Source organism: Streptococcus oralis (genome assembly GCF_001588645.1).
GTDB lineage: Bacteria > Bacillota > Bacilli > Lactobacillales > Streptococcaceae > Streptococcus > Streptococcus oralis_AB.
The window spans coordinates 1-26,977 of record NZ_LAYF01000003.1; the positions used below are offsets into that span (position 1 = coordinate 1).

At 41.4% G+C, this 26,977-nt stretch carries 14 protein-coding genes and 2 pseudogenes; 15 read left to right on the forward strand and 1 reads right to left on the reverse strand.

Going from position 1 to position 26,977, the window contains the following annotated elements; translation table 11 throughout:
• The 3 genes from A0739_RS09955 to A0739_RS01485 all read left to right on the forward strand — a co-directional run.
• A partial coding sequence (locus A0739_RS09955; RefSeq protein WP_196755705.1) for an Ltp family lipoprotein occupies positions 1 to 83 on the forward strand: 83 nt, incomplete at its 5' end.
• A 125-nt stretch (positions 84 to 208) separates the two neighbouring features.
• Positions 209 to 1,168, forward strand: coding sequence for an ROK family glucokinase (locus tag A0739_RS01480; protein WP_000078588.1), 960 nt, complete (start codon positions 209 to 211; stop codon positions 1,166 to 1,168).
• Positions 1,169 to 1,266: 98 nt separating this feature from the next.
• Positions 1,267 to 2,106 (forward strand): thymidylate synthase, encoded by an 840-nt coding sequence (locus A0739_RS01485; RefSeq protein ID WP_061586819.1) that lies wholly within the window; start codon positions 1,267 to 1,269, stop codon positions 2,104 to 2,106.
• A gap of 42 nt (positions 2,107 to 2,148) precedes the next feature.
• Here the strand turns inward: A0739_RS01485 and A0739_RS01490 are convergent, their stop codons facing one another.
• Positions 2,149 to 2,319, reverse strand: coding sequence for a DUF3042 family protein (locus A0739_RS01490; protein WP_001051782.1), 171 nt, complete (start codon positions 2,317 to 2,319; stop codon positions 2,149 to 2,151).
• A gap of 120 nt (positions 2,320 to 2,439) precedes the next feature.
• Here A0739_RS01490 and miaA point away from each other — a divergent pair, with 120 nt between their 5' ends.
• The 12 genes and pseudogenes from miaA to A0739_RS01545 all read left to right on the forward strand — a co-directional run bounded on the left by miaA (position 2,440) and on the right by A0739_RS01545 (position 26,933).
• On the forward strand, positions 2,440 to 3,324 hold the full coding sequence (gene miaA / locus A0739_RS01495; RefSeq protein WP_061586820.1) for a tRNA (adenosine(37)-N6)-dimethylallyltransferase MiaA: 885 nt from the start codon (positions 2,440 to 2,442) through the stop codon (positions 3,322 to 3,324).
• Entirely contained in the window at positions 3,317 to 4,555 is a 1,239-nt protein-coding gene (gene hflX / locus A0739_RS01500) for a GTPase HflX (RefSeq protein ID WP_061586821.1), read from the forward strand. Before miaA ends, hflX begins: the two co-directional genes overlap by 8 nt.
• On the forward strand, positions 4,548 to 5,171 hold the full coding sequence (locus A0739_RS01505; protein WP_061586822.1) for a hypothetical protein: 624 nt from the start codon (positions 4,548 to 4,550) through the stop codon (positions 5,169 to 5,171). Before hflX ends, A0739_RS01505 begins: the two co-directional genes overlap by 8 nt.
• Positions 5,172 to 5,185: 14 nt before the next feature.
• On the forward strand, positions 5,186 to 6,115 hold the full coding sequence (rnz, locus tag A0739_RS01510; protein ID WP_061420661.1) for a ribonuclease Z: 930 nt from the start codon (positions 5,186 to 5,188) through the stop codon (positions 6,113 to 6,115).
• 20 nt (positions 6,116 to 6,135) lie between these two features.
• Positions 6,136 to 6,891 (forward strand): SDR family NAD(P)-dependent oxidoreductase, encoded by a 756-nt coding sequence (locus tag A0739_RS01515; protein ID WP_061586823.1) that lies wholly within the window; start codon positions 6,136 to 6,138, stop codon positions 6,889 to 6,891.
• Between the two features lie 193 nt (positions 6,892 to 7,084).
• Positions 7,085 to 8,152 carry an ankyrin repeat domain-containing protein gene (locus A0739_RS01520; RefSeq protein WP_061586824.1) on the forward strand — a complete coding sequence of 356 codons (1,068 nt, stop codon included), beginning with the start codon at positions 7,085 to 7,087 and terminating at the stop codon, positions 8,150 to 8,152.
• Between the two features lie 148 nt (positions 8,153 to 8,300).
• A pseudogene (locus tag A0739_RS09960) lies at positions 8,301 to 8,767 on the forward strand (alpha amylase N-terminal ig-like domain-containing protein); the annotation flags it as partial.
• Positions 8,759 to 8,953 (forward strand): annotated as a pseudogene (locus A0739_RS10395) (SDR family NAD(P)-dependent oxidoreductase); the annotation flags it as partial. The pseudogenes A0739_RS09960 and A0739_RS10395, both read left to right, overlap by 9 nt.
• A 251-nt stretch (positions 8,954 to 9,204) precedes the next feature.
• Complete coding sequence (bgaA, locus tag A0739_RS01530) at positions 9,205 to 16,443, forward strand: LPXTG-anchored adhesin/beta-galactosidase BgaA (protein WP_061586826.1); 7,239 nt, start codon at positions 9,205 to 9,207, stop codon at positions 16,441 to 16,443.
• Positions 16,444 to 16,895: 452 nt separating this feature from the next.
• Positions 16,896 to 22,031, forward strand: a complete 5,136-nt coding sequence (locus tag A0739_RS01535) for a SpaA isopeptide-forming pilin-related protein (protein WP_061586827.1) — start codon at positions 16,896 to 16,898, stop codon at positions 22,029 to 22,031.
• 591 nt (positions 22,032 to 22,622) lie between these two features.
• Positions 22,623 to 25,985 (forward strand): Cna B-type domain-containing protein, encoded by a 3,363-nt coding sequence (locus A0739_RS01540; RefSeq protein WP_061586828.1) that lies wholly within the window; start codon positions 22,623 to 22,625, stop codon positions 25,983 to 25,985.
• A gap of 207 nt (positions 25,986 to 26,192) precedes the next feature.
• On the forward strand, positions 26,193 to 26,933 hold the full coding sequence (locus A0739_RS01545) for a class I SAM-dependent methyltransferase (RefSeq protein ID WP_061586829.1): 741 nt from the start codon (positions 26,193 to 26,195) through the stop codon (positions 26,931 to 26,933).
• The last annotated feature ends 44 nt before the right edge of the window (positions 26,934 to 26,977 follow it).

Consider the following 26,977-nt stretch of genomic DNA (forward strand, 5'->3'; position numbering starts at 1 on the left):
TTTATGAGAGGCTAACTTCTCCTTATTTTAGAAAATTTACCAAAGAAGAAGCCAACTATGCCATTCAACATTTGGGTGACTAATTTTTACAAATAGTGAAGTAAATGAGATGTTTTAATTTTGGCTTGTAGCCTGCAAACCTTTGCACAAAACGGACGATTTTGTTATACTATATCTGTAAGCATTTTCAATTAAAAAGGAGAAGACGATGAGTCAAAAGATTATTGGGATTGACCTTGGTGGAACATCTGTCAAGTTCGCAATTTTAACTCAAGAGGGAGAAATCCAAGAAAAATGGTCTATTAAGACCAATATTTTGGACGAAGGAAGCCATATTGTAGATGATATGATTGAGTCTATTCAGCATCGTTTGGACTTGCTTGGATTGTCAGCTACGGATTTCCGAGGTATTGGAATGGGATCACCTGGTGTGGTTGACCGTGAAAAAGGGACTGTTATCGGTGCCTACAACCTCAACTGGAAAACCCTTCAACCGATTAAAGAAAAGATTGAAAAAGCCTTGGGGATTCCATTCTTCATTGATAATGATGCCAATGTAGCTGCTCTTGGTGAGCGCTGGATGGGTGCTGGTGACAACCAACCAGACGTTGTCTTTATGACACTTGGTACCGGTGTTGGTGGCGGTATCGTGGCAGAAGGAAAACTTCTCCACGGTGTTGCTGGAGCGGCAGGTGAGCTTGGCCATATCACTGTTGACTTTGACCAACCAATCGCATGTACCTGTGGTAAAAAAGGCTGTCTTGAGACAGTTGCTTCTGCAACAGGGATTGTCAACTTGACTCGTCGATATGCAGATGAATACGAAGGCGATGCAGCCTTGAAACGCTTGATTGATGACGGAGAAGAAGTAACTGCTAAAACTGTTTTTGACTTGGCTAAAGAAGGGGACGACCTTGCCTTGATCGTTTACCGAAACTTCTCACGTTACTTGGGTATCGCTTGTGCTAACATCGGTTCAATCCTCAACCCTTCAACGATTGTTATCGGTGGTGGGGTGTCAGCTGCGGGAGAATTCCTTCTCCAAGGCGTGCAAAAGGTTTATGATGAAAATACCTTCCCACAAGTACGCACATCTACAAAATTGGCTCTTGCAACTCTAGGAAATGACGCTGGAGTTATCGGAGCAGCATCACTTGTATTGCAATAAGATCATAAAAGGAGAAAAACACTACTTTAAAGCCAGTGATTTTCCTCCTTTCTTTTTTTATGCTATACTAGTTAGGACTATAAATGAGGTGAGAGTAAATGACAAAAGCTGATACGATTTTTAAAGAAAATATTGAACGAATCCTCAAAGACGGTGTCTTTTCTGAGCAGGCTCGTCCCAAGTACAAGGATGGGACTGTTGCCAACTCCAAGTACGTAACGGGTGCCTTTGCGGAGTATGATTTGTCTAAGGGGGAATTTCCCATCACAACCTTGCGACCCATTGCAATCAAATCAGCCATCAAAGAAGTGCTCTGGATTTACCAAGACCAGTCTAATAGCCTAGAAGTGCTAAATAGCAAGTACAATGTCCACTACTGGAATGACTGGGAAGTGGGAGATACGGGAACCATTGGTGAACGCTATGGGGCGGTCGTTAAGAAACATGACATCATCAATAAGATTCTCAAGCAGTTGGAAGCCAATCCCTGGAACCGCCGCAATATCATCTCACTCTGGGATTACCAAGCTTTTGAGGAGACAGATGGTCTTCTTCCATGCGCCTTTCAGACCATGTTTGATGTCCGTCGGGTTGATGGGGACATCTATCTGGATGCGACCTTGACCCAGCGTTCGAATGATATGCTGGTTGCACACCACATCAATGCTATGCAGTATGTGGCTCTTCAAATGATGATTGCCAAGCATTTTGGCTGGAAGGTTGGGAAGTTTTTCTATTTTATCAACAACCTTCATATCTATGATAATCAGTTTGAACAAGCTCAGGAATTGCTCCGCCGTGAGCCGTCAAATTGCCAACCTCGTTTGGTCTTGAATGTTCCTGATGGGACCAATTTCTTTGATATCAAAGCGGAGGACTTTGAGTTAGTTGACTATGATCCAGTCAAGCCACAACTGAAGTTTGATTTGGCTATTTAAGAAAATAAAAAGAAGTTGAGAAATCTCAACTTCTTTTGTTGCTTAATGTGATACGCGGCGGCGAGCTGCTTTTTTACGGTTTTCTTCGATGAAAGCTGCTTTTTGCTCTTCTGGCTCAATCACTTTCTTTTTAATTGCGTATACTGCACCTGCAACGGCAGCGACAGTTCCTGCGACACCTGTTACAAGACCTTTAGCAAATCCTTTAGCCATGAGTCTTCCTCCTTTATCTTCCCGATCAGCCAGGCTCCCCAAGTGGTAGCATTTTTCTGACTGACCTTTTTGTGATATAATAATAGTAACGAAAAAATGGAAATTTTTCAAGGAAAAAAGATGAAAACAAAAATAATTGTGATTGTTGGACCGACCGCTGTTGGGAAGACAGCCCTTGCTATTGAAGTGGCCAAGCGCTTTGGTGGAGAGGTGGTCAGTGGTGACAGTCAGCAAGTATACAGAGGGTTGGATATTGGGACGGCCAAGGCTATCCCAGAGGAGCAAGTAGCTGTTCCTCATCATTTGATTGATGTCAGAGAGGTGACCGAGTCTTACTCGGCTTTTGATTTTGTTTCAGAAGCTAAGAAGGCTATTGAGGATATTCAAAGCCGTGGCAAGCTAGCCATTATCGCTGGTGGAACTGGACTTTATATCCAGAGCTTGCTGGAAGGCTATCATCTAGGTGGGGAAACACCTCATGAGGAGATTGTAGCTTATCGGGCTAGTTTGGAGCCTTATTCAGATGAGGAATTAGCCCATCTTGTGGAGCAAGCAGGTCTTGAAATTCCCCAGTTTAACCGTCGTCGTGCTATGCGTGCCTTGGAGATTGCCCATTTTGGTCAGGATTTGGAAAATCAGGAAAGTCCTTATGAAGCTTTGATTATCTGTTTGGATGATGAACGCAGTCAGCTTTATGAACGTATCAATCGCCGAGTAGATCTGATGTTTGAGGCTGGACTTTTGGATGAGGCTAAGTGGCTCTTTGACCATTATCCAGATGTGCAGGCAGCCAAAGGCATTGGCTACAAGGAACTCTTTCCTTATTTCCGTGGGGAGCAAACTCTTGAGGAAGCCAGCGAGAGTCTCAAACAGGCGACTCGTCGTTTTGCTAAGCGTCAGTTGACCTGGTTCCGTAATCGCATGCAGGTTACCTTTTTTCAGATAGGAGAGCCTGGTGTGCAAGACCGTATTTTAAGCCAGATAGAGGAGTTTTTAGATGATTGAAACGGAGAAAAAAGAGGAACGGGTCCTGCTCATCGGTGTGGAATTGCAGGGCATGGACAATTTTGACCTCTCCATGGAAGAATTGGCCAGTCTGGCTAAGACTGCTGGAGCAGTCGTAGTAGGTAGTTACAGGCAAAAACGTGAAAAATATGATTCCAAGACTTTTGTTGGCTCTGGTAAGTTGGAAGAAATCGCTCGAATGGTGGATGCTGAGGAAATTACTACTGTCATCGTCAATAATCGCTTGACTCCACGGCAAAATGTCAATTTAGAAGAAGTTCTGGGTGTCAAGGTCATTGACCGTATGCAGTTGATTTTGGATATCTTTGCCATGCGGGCTCGTAGCCACGAAGGGAAACTTCAAGTGCATTTGGCCCAGCTTAAGTACCTCTTACCTCGCTTGGTTGGTCAGGGAATTATGCTCAGCCGTCAGGCAGGGGGAATTGGTTCCCGTGGTCCAGGGGAAAGCCAGCTGGAACTGAACCGTCGTAGCGTTCGCAATCAAATCACAGATATCGAGCGCCAGCTCAAGGTGGTTGAGAAAAATCGAGCGACTGTCAGAGAAAAACGCTTGGAGTCAAGTACCTTTAAAATCGGTTTGATTGGTTACACCAATGCTGGGAAATCAACCATCATGAACACCTTGACCAGCAAGACCCAGTATGAAGCAGACGAGCTGTTTGCGACCCTGGATGCGACGACAAAGAGCATCCATCTAGGGGGCAATCTTCAGGTTACCTTGACTGATACGGTTGGCTTTATCCAGGATTTGCCAACAGAATTGGTGTCCAGTTTCAAGTCAACCTTAGAAGAAAGTAAACATGTAGACCTTCTGGTTCATGTCATCGATGCCAGCAATCCTTATCACGAGGAGCATGAAAAAACAGTCCTGTCCATCATGAAAGACTTGGATATGGAGGATATTCCCCGCCTGACCCTTTATAATAAAGCGGATTTAGTGGAGGATTTCATGCCTACCCAAACGCCGTATGCCCTCATTTCTGCCAAGTCTGAGGATAGTCGTGAGAACTTGCAAGCATTGTTTTTGAAGAAGATCAAGGATATTTTTGAAGTCTTTACCCTGCGCGTGCCTTTTTCAAAATCCTACAAGATTCATGATTTGGAAAGTGTAGCGATTCTGGAAGATCGTGCCTACCAAGATGATGGAGAAGTGATTACAGGCTACATTTCTGAGAAAAATAAATGGAGGTTAGAGGAATTTTATGACTGATATTAAAACCTTGGCTCTAAAGTATGGGGGCTATACAAGTCTGGATAAGGTCTATCTGGATCAGCTTCTAGCTGGCAAAACAGAGCAGGAGCAGTTAGCTCTCATCACACCTCCTCCGAGTGTAGTCAATGCCTACTTTGCTGAACTCTACCAGAAAAAGAGTCCTGAAGCTGCGACAGATTACTTTGCAGAACTCAGTCATGAACTGAACCTCTACAATGCTGAGCCAAGTTTCACCTTTGAAAATAAGCCTTTTATTCGTCTTAATTTATCTGGCAAATCCTTTGGATTTTGCTATGAGAGTGAGGGACTGGGGCGGATTTTCTCTGAAAATGAAGAGGAAATCTCGGATGACTTGCTTTTTGAGATTGCACAAATTTTCCCGCATCAGCTAGTCTTTGAGGAGTCTGGAAAGATTTATATGAAGGCAATCGGAGAAGAGGAAGTTGTTAGCGTGGAAAATCTCACAGCTTTAACAGATCTGGAAAATTTAGCAGATGGTCGCAAGCGTCTCAAAGGCTACAGCCAAGAGGATTTGCTTCAAGAGTCTAAAGCTTTTACTGGCAAGCGCCATTTCCGATCGGAAAATCGCACAGCCATGTTATATATTGATTAATTAGAAAGTATCGAATGGATATTCAATTTTTAGGAACAGGGGCTGGTCAGCCCTCTAAAGCCCGCAACGTTTCAAGTCTCGCATTGAAACTCTTGGACGAGATTAACGAAGTCTGGCTCTTTGACTGTGGAGAAGGAACGCAAAATCGCATTCTGGAAACCACGATTCGACCACGTAAGGTCAGCAAAATCTTTATCACTCACCTGCATGGAGATCATATCTTTGGCTTGCCAGGATTCCTTTCTAGCCGTGCCTTTCAGGCAAATGAGGAGCAGACAGATTTGGACATTTATGGACCACAAGGGATCAAGTCATTTGTCTTAACCAGTCTACGTGTGTCGGGTTCTCGTCTGCCTTACCGCATTCATTTTCATGAGTTTGACCAAGATTCTCTAGGGAAAATCCTTGAGACCGATAAATTCACGGTGTATGCAGAGGAGCTGGACCACACTATTTTCTGTGTTGGCTATCGTGTCATGCAAAAGGACTTAGAAGGAACCTTGGATGCTGAAAAACTTAAGGCCGCTGGTGTTCCATTTGGCCCGCTTTTTGGAAAAATCAAAAACGGTCAGGATGTTGTTCTCGAAGATGGGACTGAAATCAAGGCAGCAGACTATATCTCAGCTCCCCGTCCGGGTAAGATTATCACCATTCTGGGCGACACCCGAAAAACCAATGCCAGTGTGCGTCTAGCTGTCAATGCAGATGTTCTTGTCCATGAGTCGACTTATGGCAAGGGAGATGAAAAAATTGCTCGCAATCACGGTCACTCAACCAATATGCAGGCAGCACAAGTAGCAGCAGAAGCAGGTGCCAAACGTCTCCTACTAAATCATATCAGTGCTCGTTTCCTCTCAAAAGATATCAGCCAGCTCAAGAAAGATGCAGCAACTGTTTTTGAGAATGTCCATGTGGTCAAAGACTTGGAAGAAGTGGAAATTTAGAAGATTGAGAAAGGATAAGTATGCGTACTATTCTGATTACCGGAGCAAGCGGTGGCTTAGCCCAAGAAATGGTCAAACTCTTGCCAAATGACCAACTCATCTTGCTAGGTAGAAACAAGGAAAAACTAGCTCAACTATATGCAAAGCATCCTAATGTAGAATTGATTGAAATCGACATTACTGATGACTCAGCCCTAGAATCCCTGGTAGTTGACCTCTATCTCCGTTATGGCAAGATTGATGTCTTGATTAACAACGCTGGTTACGGGATTTTTGAGGAATTTGACCAGATTTCTGATCAAGACATTCACCAGATGTTTGAGGTCAATACCTTTGCTCTGATGAATCTGTCTCGTCGTCTTGGAGCTCGCATGAAAGAAAATCGGAAAGGCCATATCATCAATATCGTCAGCATGGCAGGTTTGATAGCGACTAGCAAGTCTAGTCTCTACTCAGCGACCAAGTTTGCGGCTATTGGATTTTCAAATGCGCTGCGCCTCGAACTGATTCCCTATGGTGTCTATCTAACGACGGTTAATCCAGGACCGATTCGTACTGCCTTTTTTGACCAGGCTGACCCAGATGGGACCTACCTCAAGTCGGTTGACCGCTTTCTCTTAGAACCAGATGCAGTGGCTAGAAAGATTGTCAAAATCATAGGAAAAAACAAACGGGAACTCAATCTCCCAGTTTTGTTGAACCTAGCCCATAAGTTTTATACCCTCTTTCCCAAGCTAGCTGATAAGTTGGCAGGGGAGACTTTTAATTATAAGTGAAAAAGCTGTTCCCTTGAGGAAGGGCTTTTTGATTTAATTTGTCGGAAGAAGAGTTGTTTTAAAGTTTTAAAATCCAGTCTCTTCGTGCATATTCATAGCTTTTAGGGTATAATACAAATAAAAGAAATCAGGAAGATACTTAGAGTCCAATCTAGGTACAAAAAGATAGAATCATGGTTAAAGGAGAAGAGGAATGGCAAAAAAGAAAAGAGTAACCTTACCGAAGGACTTTAATGAACTACTGACAGACGGCAATATTGACCAATTAAAGGCCGTGTATGACAAGTGTGAGTTAACTGCTCATGACGGGAGATATAGCTTATGTACACCCTTGCATATGGGAGGAGTCCCGGATGAATTGGTTATCTGGTTGGTAGAAAAGGGCCTAGATATCAATATTCCTGATTATTATGGAGCAACACCTTTGTACCGTCAAGCAACCATGGGAAGAGATACTGTAAAACTATTGCTCGAATTGGGTGCGGACATTGAAAAACCCAATACTTATGGCAATACACCCTTGCATATGGCTGCTGAGTTTTTTCATCCTAAAGTAGTTGCGCTTCTCTTAGAAAAGGGAGCAGCTGTCAACCCTAAGAATGATAGAGGACAGACTCCACTAGACTCCGTTCTCACTGTCTGTCGGGGAATCTATATTGCCCAAACAGCTGAAATTGCCTCTATATTGCTGGATGCTGATGCTAAGAAAACATCGGCTATGAAAGAAAAGGTTGAAAATATTGGTAAGGATTTTGAATTTCATAGAGAAGGGCTCAATCCTGACTATCTAGAAGCAGCAGATCAGGGTCTAGAAAGACTTTATGCTTTGTTTAATGTCAAGCCAGTAGCCAAACGAATAACCCATGATGGAGTTTCTCCTATTCTCGTAAAAGAAAGTAGTTGGGAGGATCAATATGAGGAACTATGGTCTTTCTTGATTCCTTCAAGTGGAGCAGCCAAAACTGTTCAGGGCGAAGCTATCCGTATACCAGGCAGAGTTCGAGATGAACTGGATCGCAATGGTGGAGCCAACTGGGACAGGGATTATAGAAAAATGCTTCAGGCTCTCCCGCAATACTTGTCTTTAGGAAGCTCTCTTTCAGATCAAGAATTGGAAGAAGTTAGGCAAGTCATTGCGCAAATCCATAGTAAAGAGAATGATAATGAAGTCAGTTTAGATCGTCTGTGTCAGCTAGCTCTTATCTGGATTAAGCAAAATCCCGAGCCGATACCCCTAGAAAAGCCAAGTTATAAGAGGTAAATGGAAATTAAATCCAGTTAAAAATATATGATGGATTTATTCAACTATTTATCCAAGTATTGCAATTTAAATCGTAAAAAGTATACTAGAACCAGCGATTATTAAAACGTTTGCTTAAAATGATAGTAGACTATTTAGGAGATAAAATATGGAATTGACAGCCATTTATCATAGACCAGAATCAGAATACGCTTATCTTTACAAAGAAGGTCAGCTACATATCCGAATTAGAACGTAGAAAAATGATGTTCAGAAGGTTATTCTGCATTATGGAGATCCATTTATTTTCATTGAGGATAAGTATGAAGCTAAGAAAGAAATGACCAAAGTAACTTCAGACGCCTTACTTGATTATTGGCAGGTTACGGTCTCTGTTGATTTTTTACGCATTCAGTATCTCTTTGAACTCCTTGATAAAGAGGGTAAGGGTATTTTTATGTAGATAAGGAACATACTCAAGAAAACTTGGATGCTGAAGGAAATGGCTTTAAACTTCCTTATGTTCACGAAATTGATGGATGTCAGGTTCCTAGTTGGGTTTCAAATACCGTGTGGTATCAGATTTTCCCAGAACGCTTTGCTAATGGAAATCCTCATTTGACGTCAGATGGGAGCTACCTCAAGTCTGTTGACCGATTTCTCTTAGAACCAGATGTAGTCGCTAGAAAGATTGTCAGAATCATAGGAAAAAACAAACGGGAACTCAATCTCCCAGTTTTGTTGAACCTAGCCCATAAGTTTTATACCCTCTTTCCCAAACTAGCTGATAAGTTGGCTGGGGGAATCTTTAATTATAAGTAAAAGGAGTTCCTTACAAAAGGAACTTTTTTTATAATATTGAACTGAGTGTCAAAAAAATGTTTGCTTTTGTTCTAAATCTACATTCACTTTTTTCGAATCTTCTACAAATTTTAGAAAAAACAATCAAAAATATGATTTTTTGTGTTTAGGGTATTGAAATTTCCTATATTATTTTATAAAATAAGGGTAAAAGGCTATGAAAAAGTAATACGCTTACAAGAAAATGGAAGCGGTTACTAAAGGAGGATTTTATGGAAAAAGGCCATTGGAATCGTAAAAGAGTCTACAGCATTCGTAAGTTTGCCGTAGGCGCTTGCTCTGTCATGATTGGAACCTGTGCGGTTCTATTTGGAGGAAGTGTCATTGGAGAATCACCAGTTTTCGCGGATGAAACTCCTATCACCCACACTGTGGAACAAGCAAAAGAGGAAAGTCCAGCAGTGGAGGAAAAAGAAAATCAAGCTGTAGCAGAGCACAAGGATGCTGCAAGTGTCGATCAAAGTCAAGCCGCTCCAATTGAAGCAAGCAAACCAGAGGTGAAAGAAGAGGAACCTGTAGCTCCAAAAGAGGAGAAAGCATCTCTAAAACCTGAAGAAACAGCTCCAAAGGTAGAATCTCAAGCTTCAAGTCAGGAAAAGCCTGTCAAGGAAGATTTGAAAGCTGCTACAAATGAAGAAGTGAATCAAATGATTGAAGATAGAAAAGTGAATTTTAATCAAAATTGGCACTTTAAACTCAATGCGAATCCTAAAGAAGCTGTGAAATCAGATGCAGATGTATCAACATGGCAAAAATTGGATCTCCCACACGACTGGAGTATCTTTAACGATTTTGACCATCAGTCACCTGCCCAAAACGAGGGTGGACAGCTCAATGGTGGTGAAGCTTGGTATCGCAAGACTTTTAAACTTGATGAAAAAGATCTCAAGAAAAATGTTCGAGTGACCTTTGATGGTGTCTATATGGACTCTCAAGTCTATGTCAATGGCCAGTTAGTGGGGCATTATCCAAATGGTTATAACCAGTTCTCATACGATATCACCAAATACCTTCACAAAGATGGTCGTGAGAATGTGATTGCTGTCCATGCTGTTAACAAACAACCAAGTAGCCGTTGGTACTCAGGTAGTGGTATCTACCGTGATGTGACCTTGCAAGTGACAGATAAGATTCATGTTGAGAAAAATGGGACAACTATCTTAACACCAAAACTTGAACAACAGCAACATGGCAAGGTTGAAACTCATGTTGCCAGCAAAATCGTCAATACAGACGATAAAGATCATGAACTGGTGGCAGAGTATCAAATCGTTGAACGTGGTGGTCAGGCTGTAACAGGCTTGGTTCGTACAGCGAGCCGTACCTTGAAAGCACATGAGTCAACAAGTCTTGATGCGATTTTAGAAGTTGAACAACCAAAACTCTGGACAGTTTTAAATGACAAACCTGCCTTGTACGAATTGATTACGCGTGTTTACCGTGACGGTCAATTAGTCGATGCTAAGAAAGATTTGTTTGGTTACCGTTACTATCATTGGACTCCAAATGAAGGTTTCTCTTTGAATGGTGAACGCATTAAATTACATGGTGTTTCCTTGCACCATGACCACGGAGCGCTTGGAGCAGAAGAAAACTATAAGGCAGAATACCGCCGTCTCAAACAAATGAAGGAGATGGGCGTTAACGCCATCCGTACAACTCATAACCCTGCAAGTCCACAGACCTTGCAAATCGCAGCAGAACTTGGTTTGCTCGTTCAGGAAGAGGCCTTTGATACGTGGTATGGTGGTAAGAAACCTTATGACTACGGACGTTTCTTTGAAAAAGACGCTACTCACCCAGAAGCTAGAAAAGGTGAAAAATGGTCTGACTACGATCTTCGTACCATGGTCGAAAGAGATAAAAATAACCCAGCTGTCTTCATGTGGTCTATCGGAAACGAAATCGGTGAAGCCGATGGTAAACCTCATTCTCTAGCAACGGTTAAACGCTTAGTAAAAGTGATTAAAGATGTTGATACTACACGTTATGTTACCATGGGAGCAGATAAGTTCCGCTTTGGTGATGGTAGCGGTGGTCATGAGAAGATTGCCGAAGAACTCGATGCAGTTGGTTTCAACTACTCAGAAGACAACTACAAGAAACTTCGTGCGAAACATCCAAACTGGTTGATTTATGGTTCAGAAACATCTTCAGCAACCCGTACACGTGGTAGCTATTATCGTCCTGAACAAGAATTGGTACATAGCAACCAAGCTTATCGTAACTATGAACAGTCAGATTATGGGAATGATCGTGTTGGTTGGGGTAAAACGGCAACCGCTTCATGGACCTTTGACCGTGACAACGCTGGCTATGCTGGACAGTTTATCTGGACAGGTACGGATTATATCGGTGAACCTACACCATGGCACAATCAAAACCAAACTCCCGTTAAGAGCTCTTACTTTGGTATCGTAGATACAGCCGGTATTCCAAAACATGACTTCTACCTCTACCAAAGCCAATGGGTTTCTGCCAAGAAGAAACCGATGGTGCACCTTCTTCCTCACTGGAACTGGGAAAATAGAGAATTAGCAGACAAAGTTGCTGACTCAGAAGGCAAGATTCCAGTTCGAGCTTACTCAAACGCTGCAAGCGTAGAATTGTTCTTGAACGGTCAATCTCTCGGTGTTAAAAAGTTCAACAAAAAACAAACCAGCGATGGACGCACTTACCAAGAAGGTGCCAATGCTAAGGAACTCTATCTTGAGTGGAAGGTTGCTTACCAACCAGGTACTTTGGAAGCTGTAGCTCGCGATGAAGCTGGTAAAGAAATTGCACGTGATAAGATCACGACTGCAGGCCAACCAGCAGGTGTTCGCCTCGTCAAGGAAGAACACGCAATCGCAGCAGATGGAAAAGACTTGACCTACATCTACTACGAAATCGTAGATAGTGAAGGAAATGTGGTACCAACTGCCAATAATTTGGTTCGTTTCCAATTGCATGGACAAGGTCAACTGGTTGGTGTTGATAATGGGGAACAAGCCAGCCGTGAACGCTACAAGGCACAACCTGATGGTTCTTGGATCCGCAGAGCCTTTAACGGTAAAGGGGTTGCCATTGTTAAATCAACTGAGCAAGCAGGTAAATTCACGCTAACAGCCCATTCAGATCTCTTGAAATCTGGTCAAGTAACGGTCTTTACTGGTAAAAAAGAAGACCAAGAAAAGACCGTTCTCGGAACCGAAGTACCAAAAGTACGTACTGTTATTGAGAAAGAGCCAAAAATGCCGAAGACAGTCGGTTTTATCTACAGTGATGGCAGTCGTGAAAAACGTCCAGTAACTTGGTCTTCAGTTGATGTGAGCCAAGCAGGAGTTGTGACTGTTAAAGGTATGGCAGACGGACGCGAAGTTGAGGCTCGTGTCGAAATTCTAGCAATTGAAAATGAGCTTCCAACTGTTAAGCGTGTTGCTTCAGGAACAGACTTGAGCGCTGTTGACAAATACGTTTCTATTGCTGTTACGGATGGAAGCGTTCAAGAATACGAAGTTGATAAGTGGGAGATTGCGGAAGCAGATAAAGCTAAACTGTCAGTTGCAGGATCACGTATTCCAATGACTGGCCAACTGGGTGGTGAGACTATTCACGCTACCCTTGTAGTAGAAGACGGTGATGTTGCAGCACCTGTAGCACCAAATGTAACTGTAGGTGGCGAATCTGTCACTGGTCTTACTACTCAAAATCCAATGCAATATCGAACTCTTACTTACGGTGCATCCTTGCCAGAAGTTGTAGCAAGTGCTGAAAATGCGGATGTTACTGTAGTCCAAGCAAGTGCAGCAAACGGCATGCGTGCAAGCATCTATGTTCAACCAAAAGATGGTGGTCCTCTTCAAACCTATGCAATTCAATTCCTTGAAGAAGCACCAAAAATTGACCACTTGAGCTTACAAGTAGAGCAAGCTGACGGTCTTAAAGAAGACCAAACAGTGAAATTGTCTGTACTCGCTCACTATCAAGACGGAACACAAGCAGTTTTACCAGCTGATAAAGTAACCTTCTCTACAAGTGGTGAAGGGGAAGTCGCAGTTCGTAAAGGAATGCTTGAGCTGCATAAGCCAGGAGCAGTCACTCTGAAAGCGGAATATGAGGGAGCTAAAGGCCAAGTTGAACTCACTATCCAAGCCAATACTGAGACGAAGGTTGCGCAATCTATCCGTCCAGTAAATGTAGTGACAGACTTGCATCAAGAACCTACTCTTCCAACAACAGTAACTGTTGAGTATGACAAAGGTTTCCCTAAAACTCATAAAGTCATTTGGCAAGCTATTCCAAAAGAAAAACTAGACCACTATCAAACCTTCGAAGTTCTAGGTAAAGTTGAAGGGATTGACCTTGAAGCGCGTGCTAAAGTCTCTGTAGAAGGTATCGTTTCGGTTGAAGAAGTCAGTGTGACAACACCAATCGCAGAAGCGCCACAATTACCAGAAAGTGTTCGTACCTACGATTCAAATGGTCACGTTTCATCTGCCAAGGTTACATGGGATGCGATTCAATCAGACCAATACGCCAAGGAAGGTGTCTTTACAGTTAATGGTCGCCTAGAAGGTACGCAATTAACTACCAAACTTCATGTTCGTGTGTCTGCTCAAACTGAGCAAGGAGCAAATATTTCTGACCAATGGACAGGTTCAGAATTGCCACTGGCCTTTGCTTCAGACTCAAATCCAACCGATCCTGTTTCAAATGTCAACGATAAATTGATTTCCTTTAATGACCGACCAGCCAACCGTTGGACAAACTGGAATCGTACTAATCCAGAAGCTTCAGTCGGTGTCCTATTCGGAGATTCAGGTATCTTGAGCAAACGTTCTGTTGATAATCTAAGTGTCGGATTCCACGAAGACCACGGAGTTGGTGTACCTAAGTCTTATGTGATTGAGTATTATGTTGGTAAGACTGTTCCAACAGCTCCTAAAAACCCTAGCTTTGTAGGTGAGGAAAACCATGCCTTTAATGATCCTGCAAACTGGAAAGAGGTAAGCAATCTCAAAGCACCAGCTCAATTAAAAGCTGGAGAAATGAATCATTTCAGTTTTGATAAAGTTGATACCTATGCGGTTCGCATTCGTATGGTTCGACTTGATAGCAAGAAAGGAACATCTATCACAGAGGTACAAATCTTTGCGAAACAAGTTGCGGCAGCCAAACAAGGACAAACGAGAATCCAAGTTGACGGTAAAGACTTAGCAAACTTCAACCCTGATTTGACAGACTACTATCTTGAGTCTGTAGATGGAAAAGTTCCTGCAGTAACAGCAAGTGTTAGCAACAATGGTCTTGCGACGGTTGTTCCAAGCGTTCGTGAAGGTGAGCCAGTTCGTGTCATCGCGAAAGCTGAAAATGGTGATATCTTAGGAGAATACCGTCTACATTTCACTAAGGACAAGGACTTACTTTCTCGTAAACCTCTTGCTGCGGTTAAACAAGCACGTTTGGTACAAGTAGGTCTACCGCTTGAATTGCCAACTAAGGTTCCGGTTTACTTCACAGGTAAAGATGGCTATGAAACAAAAGACTTGGCAGTTGAATGGGAAGAAGTTCCAGCAGAAAATCTGACAAAAGCAGGTCAATTTACTGTTCGAGGCCGTGTCCTTGGTAGCGACCTCGTTGCGGAATTCTCTGTACGAGTGACAGACAAACTTGGTGAGGCCCTCTCAGAAAACCCTAACTACGATGAAAATAGTAACCAAGCCTTTGCCTCAGCAACTAATGATATTGACGACAGTTCTCATGACCGTGTTGACTATATCAATGATAGAGACCATTCTGAAAATCGTCGTTGGACAAACTGGTCTCCAACACCATCTTCTAATCCAGAAGTATCAGCGGGTGTGATCTTCCGTGAAAATGGTAAGATTGTAGAACGGACTGTTGCTCAAGCTAAACTTCACTTCTTTGCAGATAGTGGTACGGATGCACCATCTAAACTCGTTTTAGAACGCTATGTCGGTCCAGAGTTTGAAGTGCCAACCTACTATTCAAACTACCAAGCCTACGACGCAGACCATCCATTCAACAATCCAGAAAATTGGGAAGCTGTTCCTTATCGTGCGGATAAAGACATTGAAGCCGGTGATGAAATTAACGTTACCTTTAAAGCTGTGAAAGCCAAAGCCATGAGATGGCGTATGGAGCGTAAAGCGGATAAGAAGGGTGTTGCGATAATTGAGATGACTTTCCTTGCTCCAAGCGAATTGCCTCAAGAAAGCACTCAATCGAAGATTCTTGTAGATGGAAAAGAACTTCCTGATTTCGCTGAAAATCGTCAAGACTATCAAGTAACCTATAGCGGACAACGTCCAAAAGTTTCAGTTGAGGAAACAGACCAAGTGGCTTCAACAGTTGTAGATAGCGGAGATGATAGCCTTCCAGTACTTGTTCGTCTTGTTTCAGAAAGTGGAAAACAAGTCAAGGAATATCGTATCCAGTTGACCAAGGAAAAACCAGTTTCTGAGAAGACAGTTGCTGCTGTACAAGAAGAACTTCCAAAACTCGAATTTGTTGAAAACGATTTGGCCTACAAGACAGTTGAGAAAAAGGATTCAACGCTGTATCTAGGAGAAACTCGTGTAGAACAAGAAGGAAAAGTTGGTAAGGAACGTATCTTTACAGCGGTTAATCCTAGTGGAAGTAAGGAAGAAAAACTCCATGAAGTGGTAGAGGCACCGACAGACCGCATCGTCTTGGTCGGAACAAAACCAGGAACCTCCCTTCCAGAAGATGAAGTGAAGAACCTAGTCCTTAACAGACCAGAACTTGTAATCGAAGAAGAAACCATCGACTTCAAGGTTCAGGAGCGTAAGTCTGATAAGTTGTACCTAGGAGAAACTCGTGTCCTACAAGAAGGTCAAAAAGGTATTCGTCTTCACTTGATTGAAGTGGAAAATGGAAAACGTCAGCTTAAAGAAACTTACGATAAAGTCGCTGCTCAAGATCGTATAGTAGAAGTTGGCACTAAACCAGGAACTTCTCTTCCAGAAGATGAAGTGAAGAACCTAGTCCTTAACAGACCAGAACTTGTAATCGAAGAAGAAACAATTGATTTCAAGGTTCAGGAACAAAAGAATGATAAGCTTCCAGCGGGTCAAACTCGTGTTCTCCAAGAAGGTCAAAAAGGTATCCGTGTTCACTTAATCGAAGTTGAAAATGGTAAGCGAACTGAAAAAGAAAGCTATGATAAAGTTATAGCTCAGGATCGCATCGTAGAAGTCGGTACAGCTGGTGAAACGACCAAACCAGTACCTCAAGAAACTACAAAACCACAAGTATCAGAAAAAGCAGATACAAAAGAAATTGCTTCAAGTAAAGCTAATCAAGCTCAAAAAGAGCAGTTACCAAATACAGGAAGTGCAACAAGCCAAGCAGCTCTAGCAGCAGGTTTAGCTCTTCTTGGTTTGAGTGCAGGATTAGTGGCCACTAAAGGTAAAAAAGAAGACTAGAATGAATAAGTATTTCTTCTAATTGTATCTCAGAAAGGCCAGGGAAACCTGGTCTTTTTAATGGATAGAAGTATTCTCTCTAGAGCAATTTGACGTTTAAGAAATCAGATAACCAAAATGATAAAAACACTATCTAGTATCGAAAACGAGGTGAACTTATTTTTTAAAAAATAGCGGTAAAATATACCAGATTTTGTTTCGATGATAGGAGAAAACGATACAATAAATCGATGAGGAATTCGATAAGAAAATATGAATTTTAAATAGTAAAATAAATTTTAAAAAATGTTTGATGTTTCTAGCCTTTTTTAAAATAGTATGATAAAATATGAAAGTAATGTAGCTATAAATTTTTACTTGAAAAAGGAGAATGGTGATTAGTTGGGGACAATCAGTTAGTTTACTATTACATTGTACATTTACAACTGAATATTATAAGAAAGGAAGATTAAATGAACAAGAAAATAAGATCTTGGATTCAGATCCTTATTCTATGTTTGGGAGTTATTCTCCAATCGTTTGCCCCTCTGACGCAAGTACATGCGACAGAGTATAATGATGTGATCACTAGTGTAGGTGTTGAGAACAAATCTGGTGAAGCATTAACGCAAGGATTGGATATTTGGCAAGAATTCCGTCTTACGGCAGATTTCGTGTTGCCAGATAATACTGTGCATGAAGGTGATACAACAACACTTCAATTGCCATCAGAGATTGCATTTTCAAACTCTTCAGACATTGAATTACGAGATGCTTCTAACAATCTTGTAGCTACTGGTCGTTTAGATGCAGCTAGCAAAACAATTACTCTCACTTATACAAAATTTGTTGAGAATAATTCCAGCGTTAGGGGGAAATTCTTTGTCTATGTCCGAGTTGACCATGACGTTGTTTCAGAAGAAAAAGACGTTGATGTCAACATTACTGTAGGACATAGAGTTCTATTTGCAGGAAAGATCCGTTATAACGGCCCTCCAGGGAAATACGACTCGAAAATCGAAAAGAGTTCATTTCAACAGGGAGGAGATCCTAACAATGTAATTCGTTACAATATTACTATAAACCGAAATATGGCAGATTATAGTAATGTTACTATCAAAGATGCCTTCTCATCTCCAAATATGAAATTCCTACCAGATACTTTTCGTATTTATAAAGTAAACTGGAGCTGGAATAACGGAGACTGGAAATGGTCCGATGCTCAGGATATGACCGAAACCTTTAAAAACCAACTAGTAGTAAATGCGAATGGTGATGGTTTTACCCTTCCTTTAGGAGACACTAATGGTTTTGGTTATATGATTGAATATCAAGCTAAAGCGAATTATGATCTAGTCGATGGTGAGGAAATCACGAACGTAGCCAACATGAGTTATAATGGTAGTGAGAATGAACAATCAACCAATACACGTACCTACCAGATTGCAGGTGGTGTTGCGGAAGGATATGTTTTCACCATTAAAATTCATAAGGTAGACGAAGCCGGCCAACCTTTGCAAGGTGCAGTTTTTGAAGTTATTCGTGATCGAAACCAAGCTGTTGTTGGACGATTGACAACAGGTCCTGATGGTAACGCTAGTGTAGGTAGATTGCTACGAGATAACTATACGATTCGTGAAGTAACGGCTCCTATTGGCTATGATAAACTAACTGAAGACATTAAAATTTCTCCAGATGAATTTGGTTCTGACAAATCCGTAGAACGTCGAATTGAAAATAAGAAGACACCTCCGAAGACTCCAATTGAAAAAGAGATTACTTTCAAAAAGGTGGATCCAAATGGAAAAGAAATTCCAGGAGCGGAACTGAAAATCTATAGTGGAGATACAGTCAATCTTGAAGAGGCACCTGTTGCAGACTGGACTACTGTAGCTGACACTTCTAAAGTGGTTAAGCTGGCACCAGGGACCTACACTCTAAGAGAGTTCGATGCTCCGGAGGGATATCAAATTGTAGGAGATATTACTTTTACTGTTAATGCTGACGGTTCTATCACTATTAAGAATAAAGGAGCTGATGACACTGTTCTTGCAGCTGGTCCAGTTCTGACTATTACCGATAAAGAGGATACTAGTCCAAAACCAATTACCTTCAGTAAGGTAAACCTTGGAGGGAATGAAATCGCTGGTGCACAGATTAAGATCTACAAGGGCGACAAGGCAGAAGGCACAGCCGTAGAAAGCTGGACTTCAACTGACCAACCTAAGCAATTGAATCTTGAACCAGGCATCTACACTTTCCATGAGGAAGCAGCCCCAACTGGTTACCTCAAAGTAACGGATATCACTTTCCAAGTTAAACCTAACGGTACTGTTGAATTGACAAAAGTAGGTGAAAAAGATTCTAAGGGCGAAGACAATCGTGTTGTAGCCCAAAATTCAACTCTGACAGTTACTGATAAAGATGACGATGTAGCTCGTAAAATCACGTTCAGTAAAATTAGTCTTGGTGGGGTTGAAATCGCAGGAGCACAAATCAAGATCTACAAGGGCGATAAGGCGGAAGGTACAGCTGTAGAAAGCTGGACATCCGAAGCTGGTAAGTCTAAAGACTTGAGCTTGGCCCCAGGTACTTACACCTTCCATGAGGAAGCAGCCCCAACTGGTTACCTCAAAGTGACGGATATCACTTTTAAAGTTAACTATGATGGAACAGTTAAAGTGACCAATGTTGGTACTAAGGATGCTAAAGGCGAGGACAATACAGTCGTAACCGATGGTTCAACAATCAAAGTCACTGATAAAGATGACGATAGTCCACGTAAGATCACCTTCAGCAAGGTTAGCCTTGGTGGAGAAGAAATCGCGGGTGCTCAAATCAAGATCTACAAAGGCGACAAGGCAGAAGGCACAGCTGTAGAAAGCTGGACTTCAGAAGCTGGTAAGTCTAAAGACTTGAACTTGGCACCAGGAACTTACACCTTCCATGAGGAAGCTGCTCCAACTGGTTACCTCAAAGTAACCGACATCACTTTCCAAGTCAAACATGACGGCACAGTGGAAGTGACCAACGTTGGTGAAAAAGACTCTAAGGGTGAAGAAAACAAAGTTGCCACAAACGGTTCTAAAGTAACTGTCACCGATAAAGACGATGACCTTCCACGTAAGATTACCTTTAGCAAGGTAAATCTAGCGGGTGAAGAAATCGCGGGTGCAAAAATCCAAATTTTCCGAGGAGAAAAAGTTATAGGTAATCCTGTGGCTGAATGGACTTCAAAAGCCAGTCAATCACATGTACTTGATTTGACTCCGGGAGTATATACTTTCCATGAAGAGGCCGCTCCAACAGGTTACCTCAAAGTAACGGACATCACTTTCCAAGTCAAACATGATGGCACAGTGGAAGTGACCAACGTTGGTGAAAAAGACTCTAAAGGTGAAGAAAACAAAGTCGTCACAAACGGTTCAACTGTAACTGTAACCGACAAAGACGATGACCTACCACGTAAGATTACCTTCAGTAAGGTTAGCCTAGGTGGTACAGAAATCGCAGGCGCTCAAATCAAGATCTACAAGGGCGACAAGGCAGAAGGTGCAGCCGTAGAAAGCTGGACATCCGAAGCTGGTAAGTCTAAAGACTTGAACTTGGTCCCAGGAACTTACACCTTCCATGAGGAAGCCGCTCCAACAGGTTATCTCAAAGTAACGGACATCACTTTCCAAGTCAAACATGATGGTACAGTGGAAGTGACCAACGTTGGTGAGAAAGACTCTAAGGGTGAAGAAAACAAAGTTGCCACAAACGGTTCAACTGTAACTGTAACCGATAAAGACGATGACCTACCACGTAAGATTACCTTCAGCAAGGTTAGCCTTGGTGGAACAGAAATCGCAGGAGCTCAAATCAAGATCTACAAGGGCGACAAGGCAGAAGGCACAGCTGTAGAAAGCTGGACTTCCGAAGCTGGTAAGTCTAAAGATCTCAACTTGGCTTCAGGCACTTACACCTTCCATGAGGAAGCAGCCCCAACTGGATACCTCAAAGTAACCGACATCACTTTCCAAGTCAAACATGATGGCACAGTGGAAGTGACAAATGTTGGCGAAAAAGACTCTAAGGGTGAAGACAACAAAGTCGTAACCAACGGTTCAACTGTAACTGTCACTGATAAAGACGATGACCTACCACGTAAGATTACCTTCAGTAAGGTTAGCTTTGGTGGAGAAGAAATCGCTGGTGCCCAAATCAAGATCTACAAGGGCAACAAGTCAGAAGGCACAGCTGTAGAAAGCTGGACCTCTGAAGCTGGTAAGTCTAAAGACTTGAACTTGGCCCCAGGAACTTACACTTTCCATGAGGAAGCAGCCCCAACAGGTTACCTCAAAGTAACCGACATCACTTTCCAAGTCAAACATGATGGTACAGTGGAAGTGACAAATGTTGGTGAGAAAGACTCTAAGGGTGAAGAAAACAAAGTTGCCACAAACGGCTCAACTGTAACTGTAACCGACAAAGACGATGACCTACCACGTAAGATTACCTTCAGTAAGGTTAGCCTTGGTGGTACGGAAATCGCAGGCGCTCAAATCGAGATCTACAAGGGCGATAAGGCAGAAGGTACAGCTGTAGAAAGCTGGACTTCAGAAGCTGGTAAGTCTAAAGACTTGAACTTGGCCCCAGGTACTTACACCTTCCATGAGGAAGCCGCTCCAACTGGCTACCTCAAAGTAACGGACATCACTTTCCAAGTCAAACATGACGGCACAGTGGAAGTGACAAATGTTGGTGAGAAAGACTCTAAGGGTGAAGACAACAAAGTCGTTACCAACGGCTCAACTGTAACTGTAACCGACAAAGACGATGACCTACCACGTAAGATTACCTTCAGCAAGGTTAGTCTTGGTGGGGTTGAAATCGCAGGAGCTCAAATCAAGATCTACAAGGGCGATAAAGCAGAAGGCACAGCTGTAGAAAGCTGGACATCTGAAGCTGGTAAGTCTAAAGATCTCAACTTGGCTCCAGGCACTTACACCTTCCATGAGGAAGCAGCCCCAACTGGTTATCTCAAAGTAACGGACATCACTTTCCAAGTCAAACATGACGGCACAGTGGAAGTGACCAACGTTGGTGAGAAAGACTCTAAGGGTGAAGACAACAAGGTCGTAACTAATGGCTCAACTGTTACAGTAACGGATAAAGACGATGACCTACCACGTAAGATTACCTTCAGCAAGGTAAATCTAGCGGGTGAAGAAATCGCGGGTGCAAAAATCCAAATTTTCCGTGGAGAAAAAGTTTCAGGTAATCCTGTGGCTGAATGGACTTCAAAAGCCAAACAATCACATGTACTTGATTTGACTCCGGGAGTATATACTTTCCATGAAGAGGCCGCTCCAACTGGATACTTAGCAGTAACAGATATTACATTCCAAGTTAACTACGACGGAACTGTAACAGTGGTAAATGCTAGTGGAAATCAGGTCGAGTTTAAGGATGGTAAGTTAGTAGTAACGGACCAAACTGAACCAGAAAATCCTAACCTACCAAACACTGGAAGCGAATCTGGACAAGCTACATTAGCAGCAGGTTTAGCTCTTCTAGCTTTAGGTGCAGGTCTTGTAGCAACTAAACGAAGAAAAGAAGACTAATCTCATTTAGTAGCCAATAAGTACAGTAAAGAAAGATCAGGGATAACCCCTGGTCTTTTTTTATGGTTCAGAATAATGAAATATGTTAAATTAAACTATTTATCAGTATGGGGTATGACTATTACTAGATCTCTTCTGATTTTTGCTTATATAAAATAGTTTGGATAATTATTAAGGTGTATCAAACTTATAAATAAATGGAATGTTTTGTGCAATGTTTCTTTCTGTTTGTTTAAAAGAGAAGTTGTTCGTATGTGTACACTAAACTTAAAGAAACTTCAGTGTGATGAAAGAATTAATTTTTATGACAGTAATTTTACACTGTGTCAACATTTTCAAAAGGCAATAACCTCATAATATTACAAAAAAAGTTAATTTTGTTTTATAATGAAATTAAAGGAAATTTCTATATTAAGTACAGAACAAATACGATAAGTATTGTACTCACATATAGTTATGAAATATGTTAATATGATGTAGTTTAATTAATAACTCTCATGTATTTCAATAAGTCTGAAAGGAGATGAGTATTGGGAATCTATTATCAGAGTTGGTCGTTTTAATGTTTTCGGTAATTTAGAAAGGAAGATTATGAAGAACAAGAAATTTTGGTTACCCATCCTAACCTCTCTGGCCTGTTTGCTAGGGATGATCTTTGCTCCAAATTCAGTTCAAGCAAAGGAACTGAAGAACGTTATCAGTAATATTGGAATTTGGGAGGTTGATAATGGTAGATTTATAAAACCGGATGCGAATGGTGTTTATACTCTGTCTCCTGAGCATAATGATTACCCGAACTACAAGTTTATCGTAGATTATGATTTAAGTGCTTACGATGGTAAGTTGGAGGATGGTGACACCTTTACATTCACTGTTCCAGGTCCTTTGTCAGTTAGAGAGGAAACTTTTGATCTAAAGGACAAGGAAACAGACCTTGTTATCGGAGAAGCAAAAATTGTATCTAATGGTGATAATAATGGTGGAAAGGCTACAATTACCCTAAAAAATTTAAAAACTTACCTAGAGAAGAAGAAGGGAATCTATGTTCAGAATGTTAGAGGAAGCTTCTATCTTGGATTTAGCTCTAAGAATGAGCTAAGTGAGCAAACACTACGCTTTGAAAAGACAGAAACAATAAATGAAATTACTTATCAAATCAGGGTTGGTCGAAGAGGTGAGGTTGATTATTCTGAAGGGATTGGCAAAGCCAACTTTAGTAAATATCATGGATTAATTAGTAAGGAAGCCTGGACCTCAAAAGCTTTAAATAAGAGTGGTCAATATCTTCATACGTGGTATGTTAGGGTCAATCCAAAGCAAGCTTCATATGATAAAATTGAGATTCATGATTGGGTTGATCCAAATTCGTCACCAATGCAAATGATTCCGGAATCTCTCAGTGTTATAGCAGGTTGGTATAACAAAGTATACTACATGAAAGACGAGGTAGTTTTAGAAGCTGGTAAAGATTACGAAATTAAGTGGAATGATTCTTATACAGAATTTACCATTACCATTAACAACGCTTCTTCTATCGTAGCTAAAAATGGAAAACCAGCAGCTTTTCGAATTGGTTATAAAACGAGCGCTCCAGGAGATGGTACAAAAGTACTGAATAATGTCGAAGTAAAAGCCAATGATAAAAAACTGGAGTATCAAGATTATAGTAATAAGACGGTACTTCAGCAGATTGGTAATTCTGTTGTGGCCTCAGGAGGAACTATACAATTAGAGACAGCTTACCGTATCATTCTTTACAAGGTCGACGAGCTGACTCATGACCGTCTAAAAGGAGCAAAATTCAAGATCACTCCTCCGGCAGGAGCTACTGCTAAAGAGGAAATTGTAACGACAAATGATGACGGAATTGCTGAATCATCTATTTACTCAGAAAGTGATATCAAGAAAGGGAACTTTACGGTAACCGAGATTGAGGCTCCTGAGGGATATGAGTTGAATCCTACTCCATTTGAGATGACTGTTGGACAAGATGGAGCTATCAAAACAGTTACAAATAAACGTAGCAAAGCTAAAGCTAAGATTAAAGCTAATAAAAAACTTACAGGACGTGAGTTGAAAGCTGATGAGTTTGAGTTTACTTTGACAGACCAAGACGGTAATGTGAAAGAAACAGTCAAGAATGACAAAGATGGAAACGTTAAGTTCTCAGCCTTGGAATTCGATAAAGTTGGAACTTTCACTTACAAGATTGCTGAAAAAGCTGGAACTGCTACAGGCATCACGTATGACACGAAAACAATCACTGCTACAGTTACAGTAGCGGACAATGGTAAAGGTGGCCTTGAAGCAACTGTTGCTTACGATGATGAAAAAGCATTCGAGAACACTTACACTCCAGCGAAAACTGAAGTTTCTGTGAAGAAAGTATGGGATGATAAGAACAACCAAGATGGTAAACGTCCAACTTCTATCACAGTTAAATTGCTTGCAGATGGTCAAGATACTGGTAAAACACTTGAATTGACTGAAGCAAATGGTTGGGCTGGAAGCTTCAAAGACCTTGATGCTGATAAAGGCGGCATACCTATCCAGTACACGGTAGTAGAAGTAACTGTTGCTGGTTACACTTCTAAGGTTACTGGTGACGCTGCATCAGGATTCACTATCACAAATAGCTATTCACCAGAAACAGTTGTTGTAAAAGCAACTAAGAACTGGGATGACGCGAATAACCAAGACGGCAAACGTCCAACTAAGATTACAATCAATCTTTTAGCAGATGGTCAGAAAGTTGATTCGAAAGAAGTTCAAGCAGCCGCAGACGGAACTTGGACTGTCGAATTCACGAAATTAGCAAAATATAAAGCTGGTAAAGAAATCAAATACACTGTAACAGAAGAAGCCGTAGCAGAATACGAAGCGACTATTACAGACTTTACCATCACAAACAAATATGCTCCTAAAGAAATTGACTACAAGGTAACAAAAGTATGGAACGATTCGAACAACCAAGACGGCAAACGTCCTGAGTCCGTAACGGTTCAACTTTACAAAAAAGTAGGAGATACTGATCCAGTAGCCGTTGAAGGTAAGAAATTGACCTTGACAGCTAAGGATAAGACAGATGCCAACACTTGGGTAGCATCATTCACAAATCTTCCACAATACGAAACTGGTAAAGAGATCGTTTACTCAATCAAGGAAGTGAATGTACCAGCTGGCTATGAAGCCTCTGTAACTGGTCAAGTAGTGACTAACACTCATAATCCAGATACAGTTATCCTTTCAGGAACTAAGGTTTGGGATGATAACAACAACCAAGACGGCAAACGTGCAGATAAAGTGAAAGTTCAAATTCTTAACGGCGATAAAGTTGTTCAAGAAATTGAAGTTTCAGAAGCAACTGGTTGGAAGTTCGAATCAAAAGCACTTCCTAAGTACGAAAATGGTAAAGAAATCAAGTACACTGTCAAAGAAGTAGCTGTGAAAGAATATACCTCAACAGTTACTACGGACAAAGATGGTAAGTACACAGTTACCAATACACATGCTCCAGAGAAAACATCTGTAAAAGGTCATAAGATCTGGAAAGATGAAGAGAACAAAGATGGCATCCGTCCAGCATCTATCACCGTAAAACTTCTTGCAGATGGTAAGGAAACTGGTCAGACAGCTACAGTGTCAGAAACAAGTGGCTGGACTTATGAGTTTACAGGTCTTGATCGTTATCAAGAAGGTAAGGAGATTGCCTACACTGTTGAAGAAGTGAATGTTCCAGATGGTTATACAGCTTCAGTAGAAGGTTACAACATTACAAATACGCACACTCCTGAAAAACCAACACCTGGCAAACCAAATGAACCAGGTAAGCCTAAAAAAGGTGGGGAATTGCCTAATACAGGAAGCGAGTCTAACCAAGTGGCTCTAGTAGCTGGAATCGCCCTTCTTGGATTGGGAACAGGATTCTTGGCAAGACGCAAAAAAGAAGATTAAGTTTTTTAAACGGTATCTTTCACGAAATGTTGCAAGACAGTTTAAAAGTGGAAACAAGTGTCAATGGAAATTGGCACTTGTTTTTTTTGTAACTAACCCTGGTTCTACTACCAGATACAAGTGGATAGTTGCCACTTACTAAAAAGCTATTGTTTTTGCGAGGAAATCCTCTATAATTGGTGACAAATAAAAAAGGAGATGTTGCATATGATTGAAACAAGATTACAAGATAAATTGAAGTCAGGTTTGGAGGTAGAAAACTTTCAAAAAGATGGGGCTATCTATCTGTCTCTTAATCCTGATTATCTATCTGGAGATAATGCTAAATACATGACCATGTATAACCGTATGGCTCGTTGGTATGATATGAGTGAGAAATGGATAGGACCATTTCTCCACGGCAAGGCAATTGATAAGTTGAGAAGGGATCTGATGGGAGAAATAGAATGGAAGGATAATTTATCTGTTCTCTATGTCTCTATCGGGACTGGTCAAGACCTCCGTTATATCCCTGAGACAATTGACCTGAAAAGTTTAGACTTTGTAGGGGTAGATATTTCTATCAGTATGCTAGAAAAATGCCAGAAATCTTGCGCTAAAAAGACTAATTTGCAACTTTTCCATGCTTGCGCGGAGGATCTACCCTTTGCGGATAATAGTTTTGACATTGTCTACCATATTGGCGGAATCAATTTTTTCAATGATAAGGCCAAGGCTATGCAGGAAATGCTACGAGTGGCGAAACCAGGGACTAAGATTTTAATTGCAGATGAGACGGCTGACTATGTGGATCAGCAATATAAGAAAAATCATTTTAGTAAGGATTATTTTAAAGATGCTACTGTTGATTTGAGTGAAATTGAGAATGCTGTTCCAAGCGAAGTTAAGGAAAAGGAAATGAAACTTCTTTGGGATGGTAAATTCTACGCATTGACATTTAGGAAATAAGAAAGAGTATCTTGGTAGAGCTTAGAAAGTAAGTATGAAGATAA

Bases quoted from the DNA above. Each gene is read 5' to 3' on its own strand.
- rnz (WP_061420661.1), top strand. From the start codon at position 5,186: ATGGATATTCAATTTTTAGGAACAGGGGCTGGTCAGCCCTCTAAAGCC.
- A0739_RS01540 (WP_061586828.1), top strand. From the start codon at position 22,623: ATGAAGAACAAGAAATTTTGGTTACCCATCCTAACCTCTCTGGCCTGT.
- A0739_RS01545 (WP_061586829.1), top strand. From the start codon at position 26,193: ATGATTGAAACAAGATTACAAGATAAATTGAAGTCAGGTTTGGAGGTA.
- A0739_RS01480 (WP_000078588.1), top strand. From the start codon at position 209: ATGAGTCAAAAGATTATTGGGATTGACCTTGGTGGAACATCTGTCAAG.
- hflX (WP_061586821.1), top strand. From the start codon at position 3,317: ATGATTGAAACGGAGAAAAAAGAGGAACGGGTCCTGCTCATCGGTGTG.
- A0739_RS01515 (WP_061586823.1), top strand. From the start codon at position 6,136: ATGCGTACTATTCTGATTACCGGAGCAAGCGGTGGCTTAGCCCAAGAA.
- A0739_RS01535 (WP_061586827.1), top strand. From the start codon at position 16,896: ATGAACAAGAAAATAAGATCTTGGATTCAGATCCTTATTCTATGTTTG.
- A0739_RS01485 (WP_061586819.1), top strand. From the start codon at position 1,267: ATGACAAAAGCTGATACGATTTTTAAAGAAAATATTGAACGAATCCTC.
- miaA (WP_061586820.1), top strand. From the start codon at position 2,440: ATGAAAACAAAAATAATTGTGATTGTTGGACCGACCGCTGTTGGGAAG.
- bgaA (WP_061586826.1), top strand. From the start codon at position 9,205: ATGGAAAAAGGCCATTGGAATCGTAAAAGAGTCTACAGCATTCGTAAG.
- A0739_RS01520 (WP_061586824.1), top strand. From the start codon at position 7,085: ATGGCAAAAAAGAAAAGAGTAACCTTACCGAAGGACTTTAATGAACTA.
- A0739_RS01505 (WP_061586822.1), top strand. From the start codon at position 4,548: ATGACTGATATTAAAACCTTGGCTCTAAAGTATGGGGGCTATACAAGT.
- A0739_RS01490 (WP_001051782.1), bottom strand. From the start codon at position 2,319: ATGGCTAAAGGATTTGCTAAAGGTCTTGTAACAGGTGTCGCAGGAACT.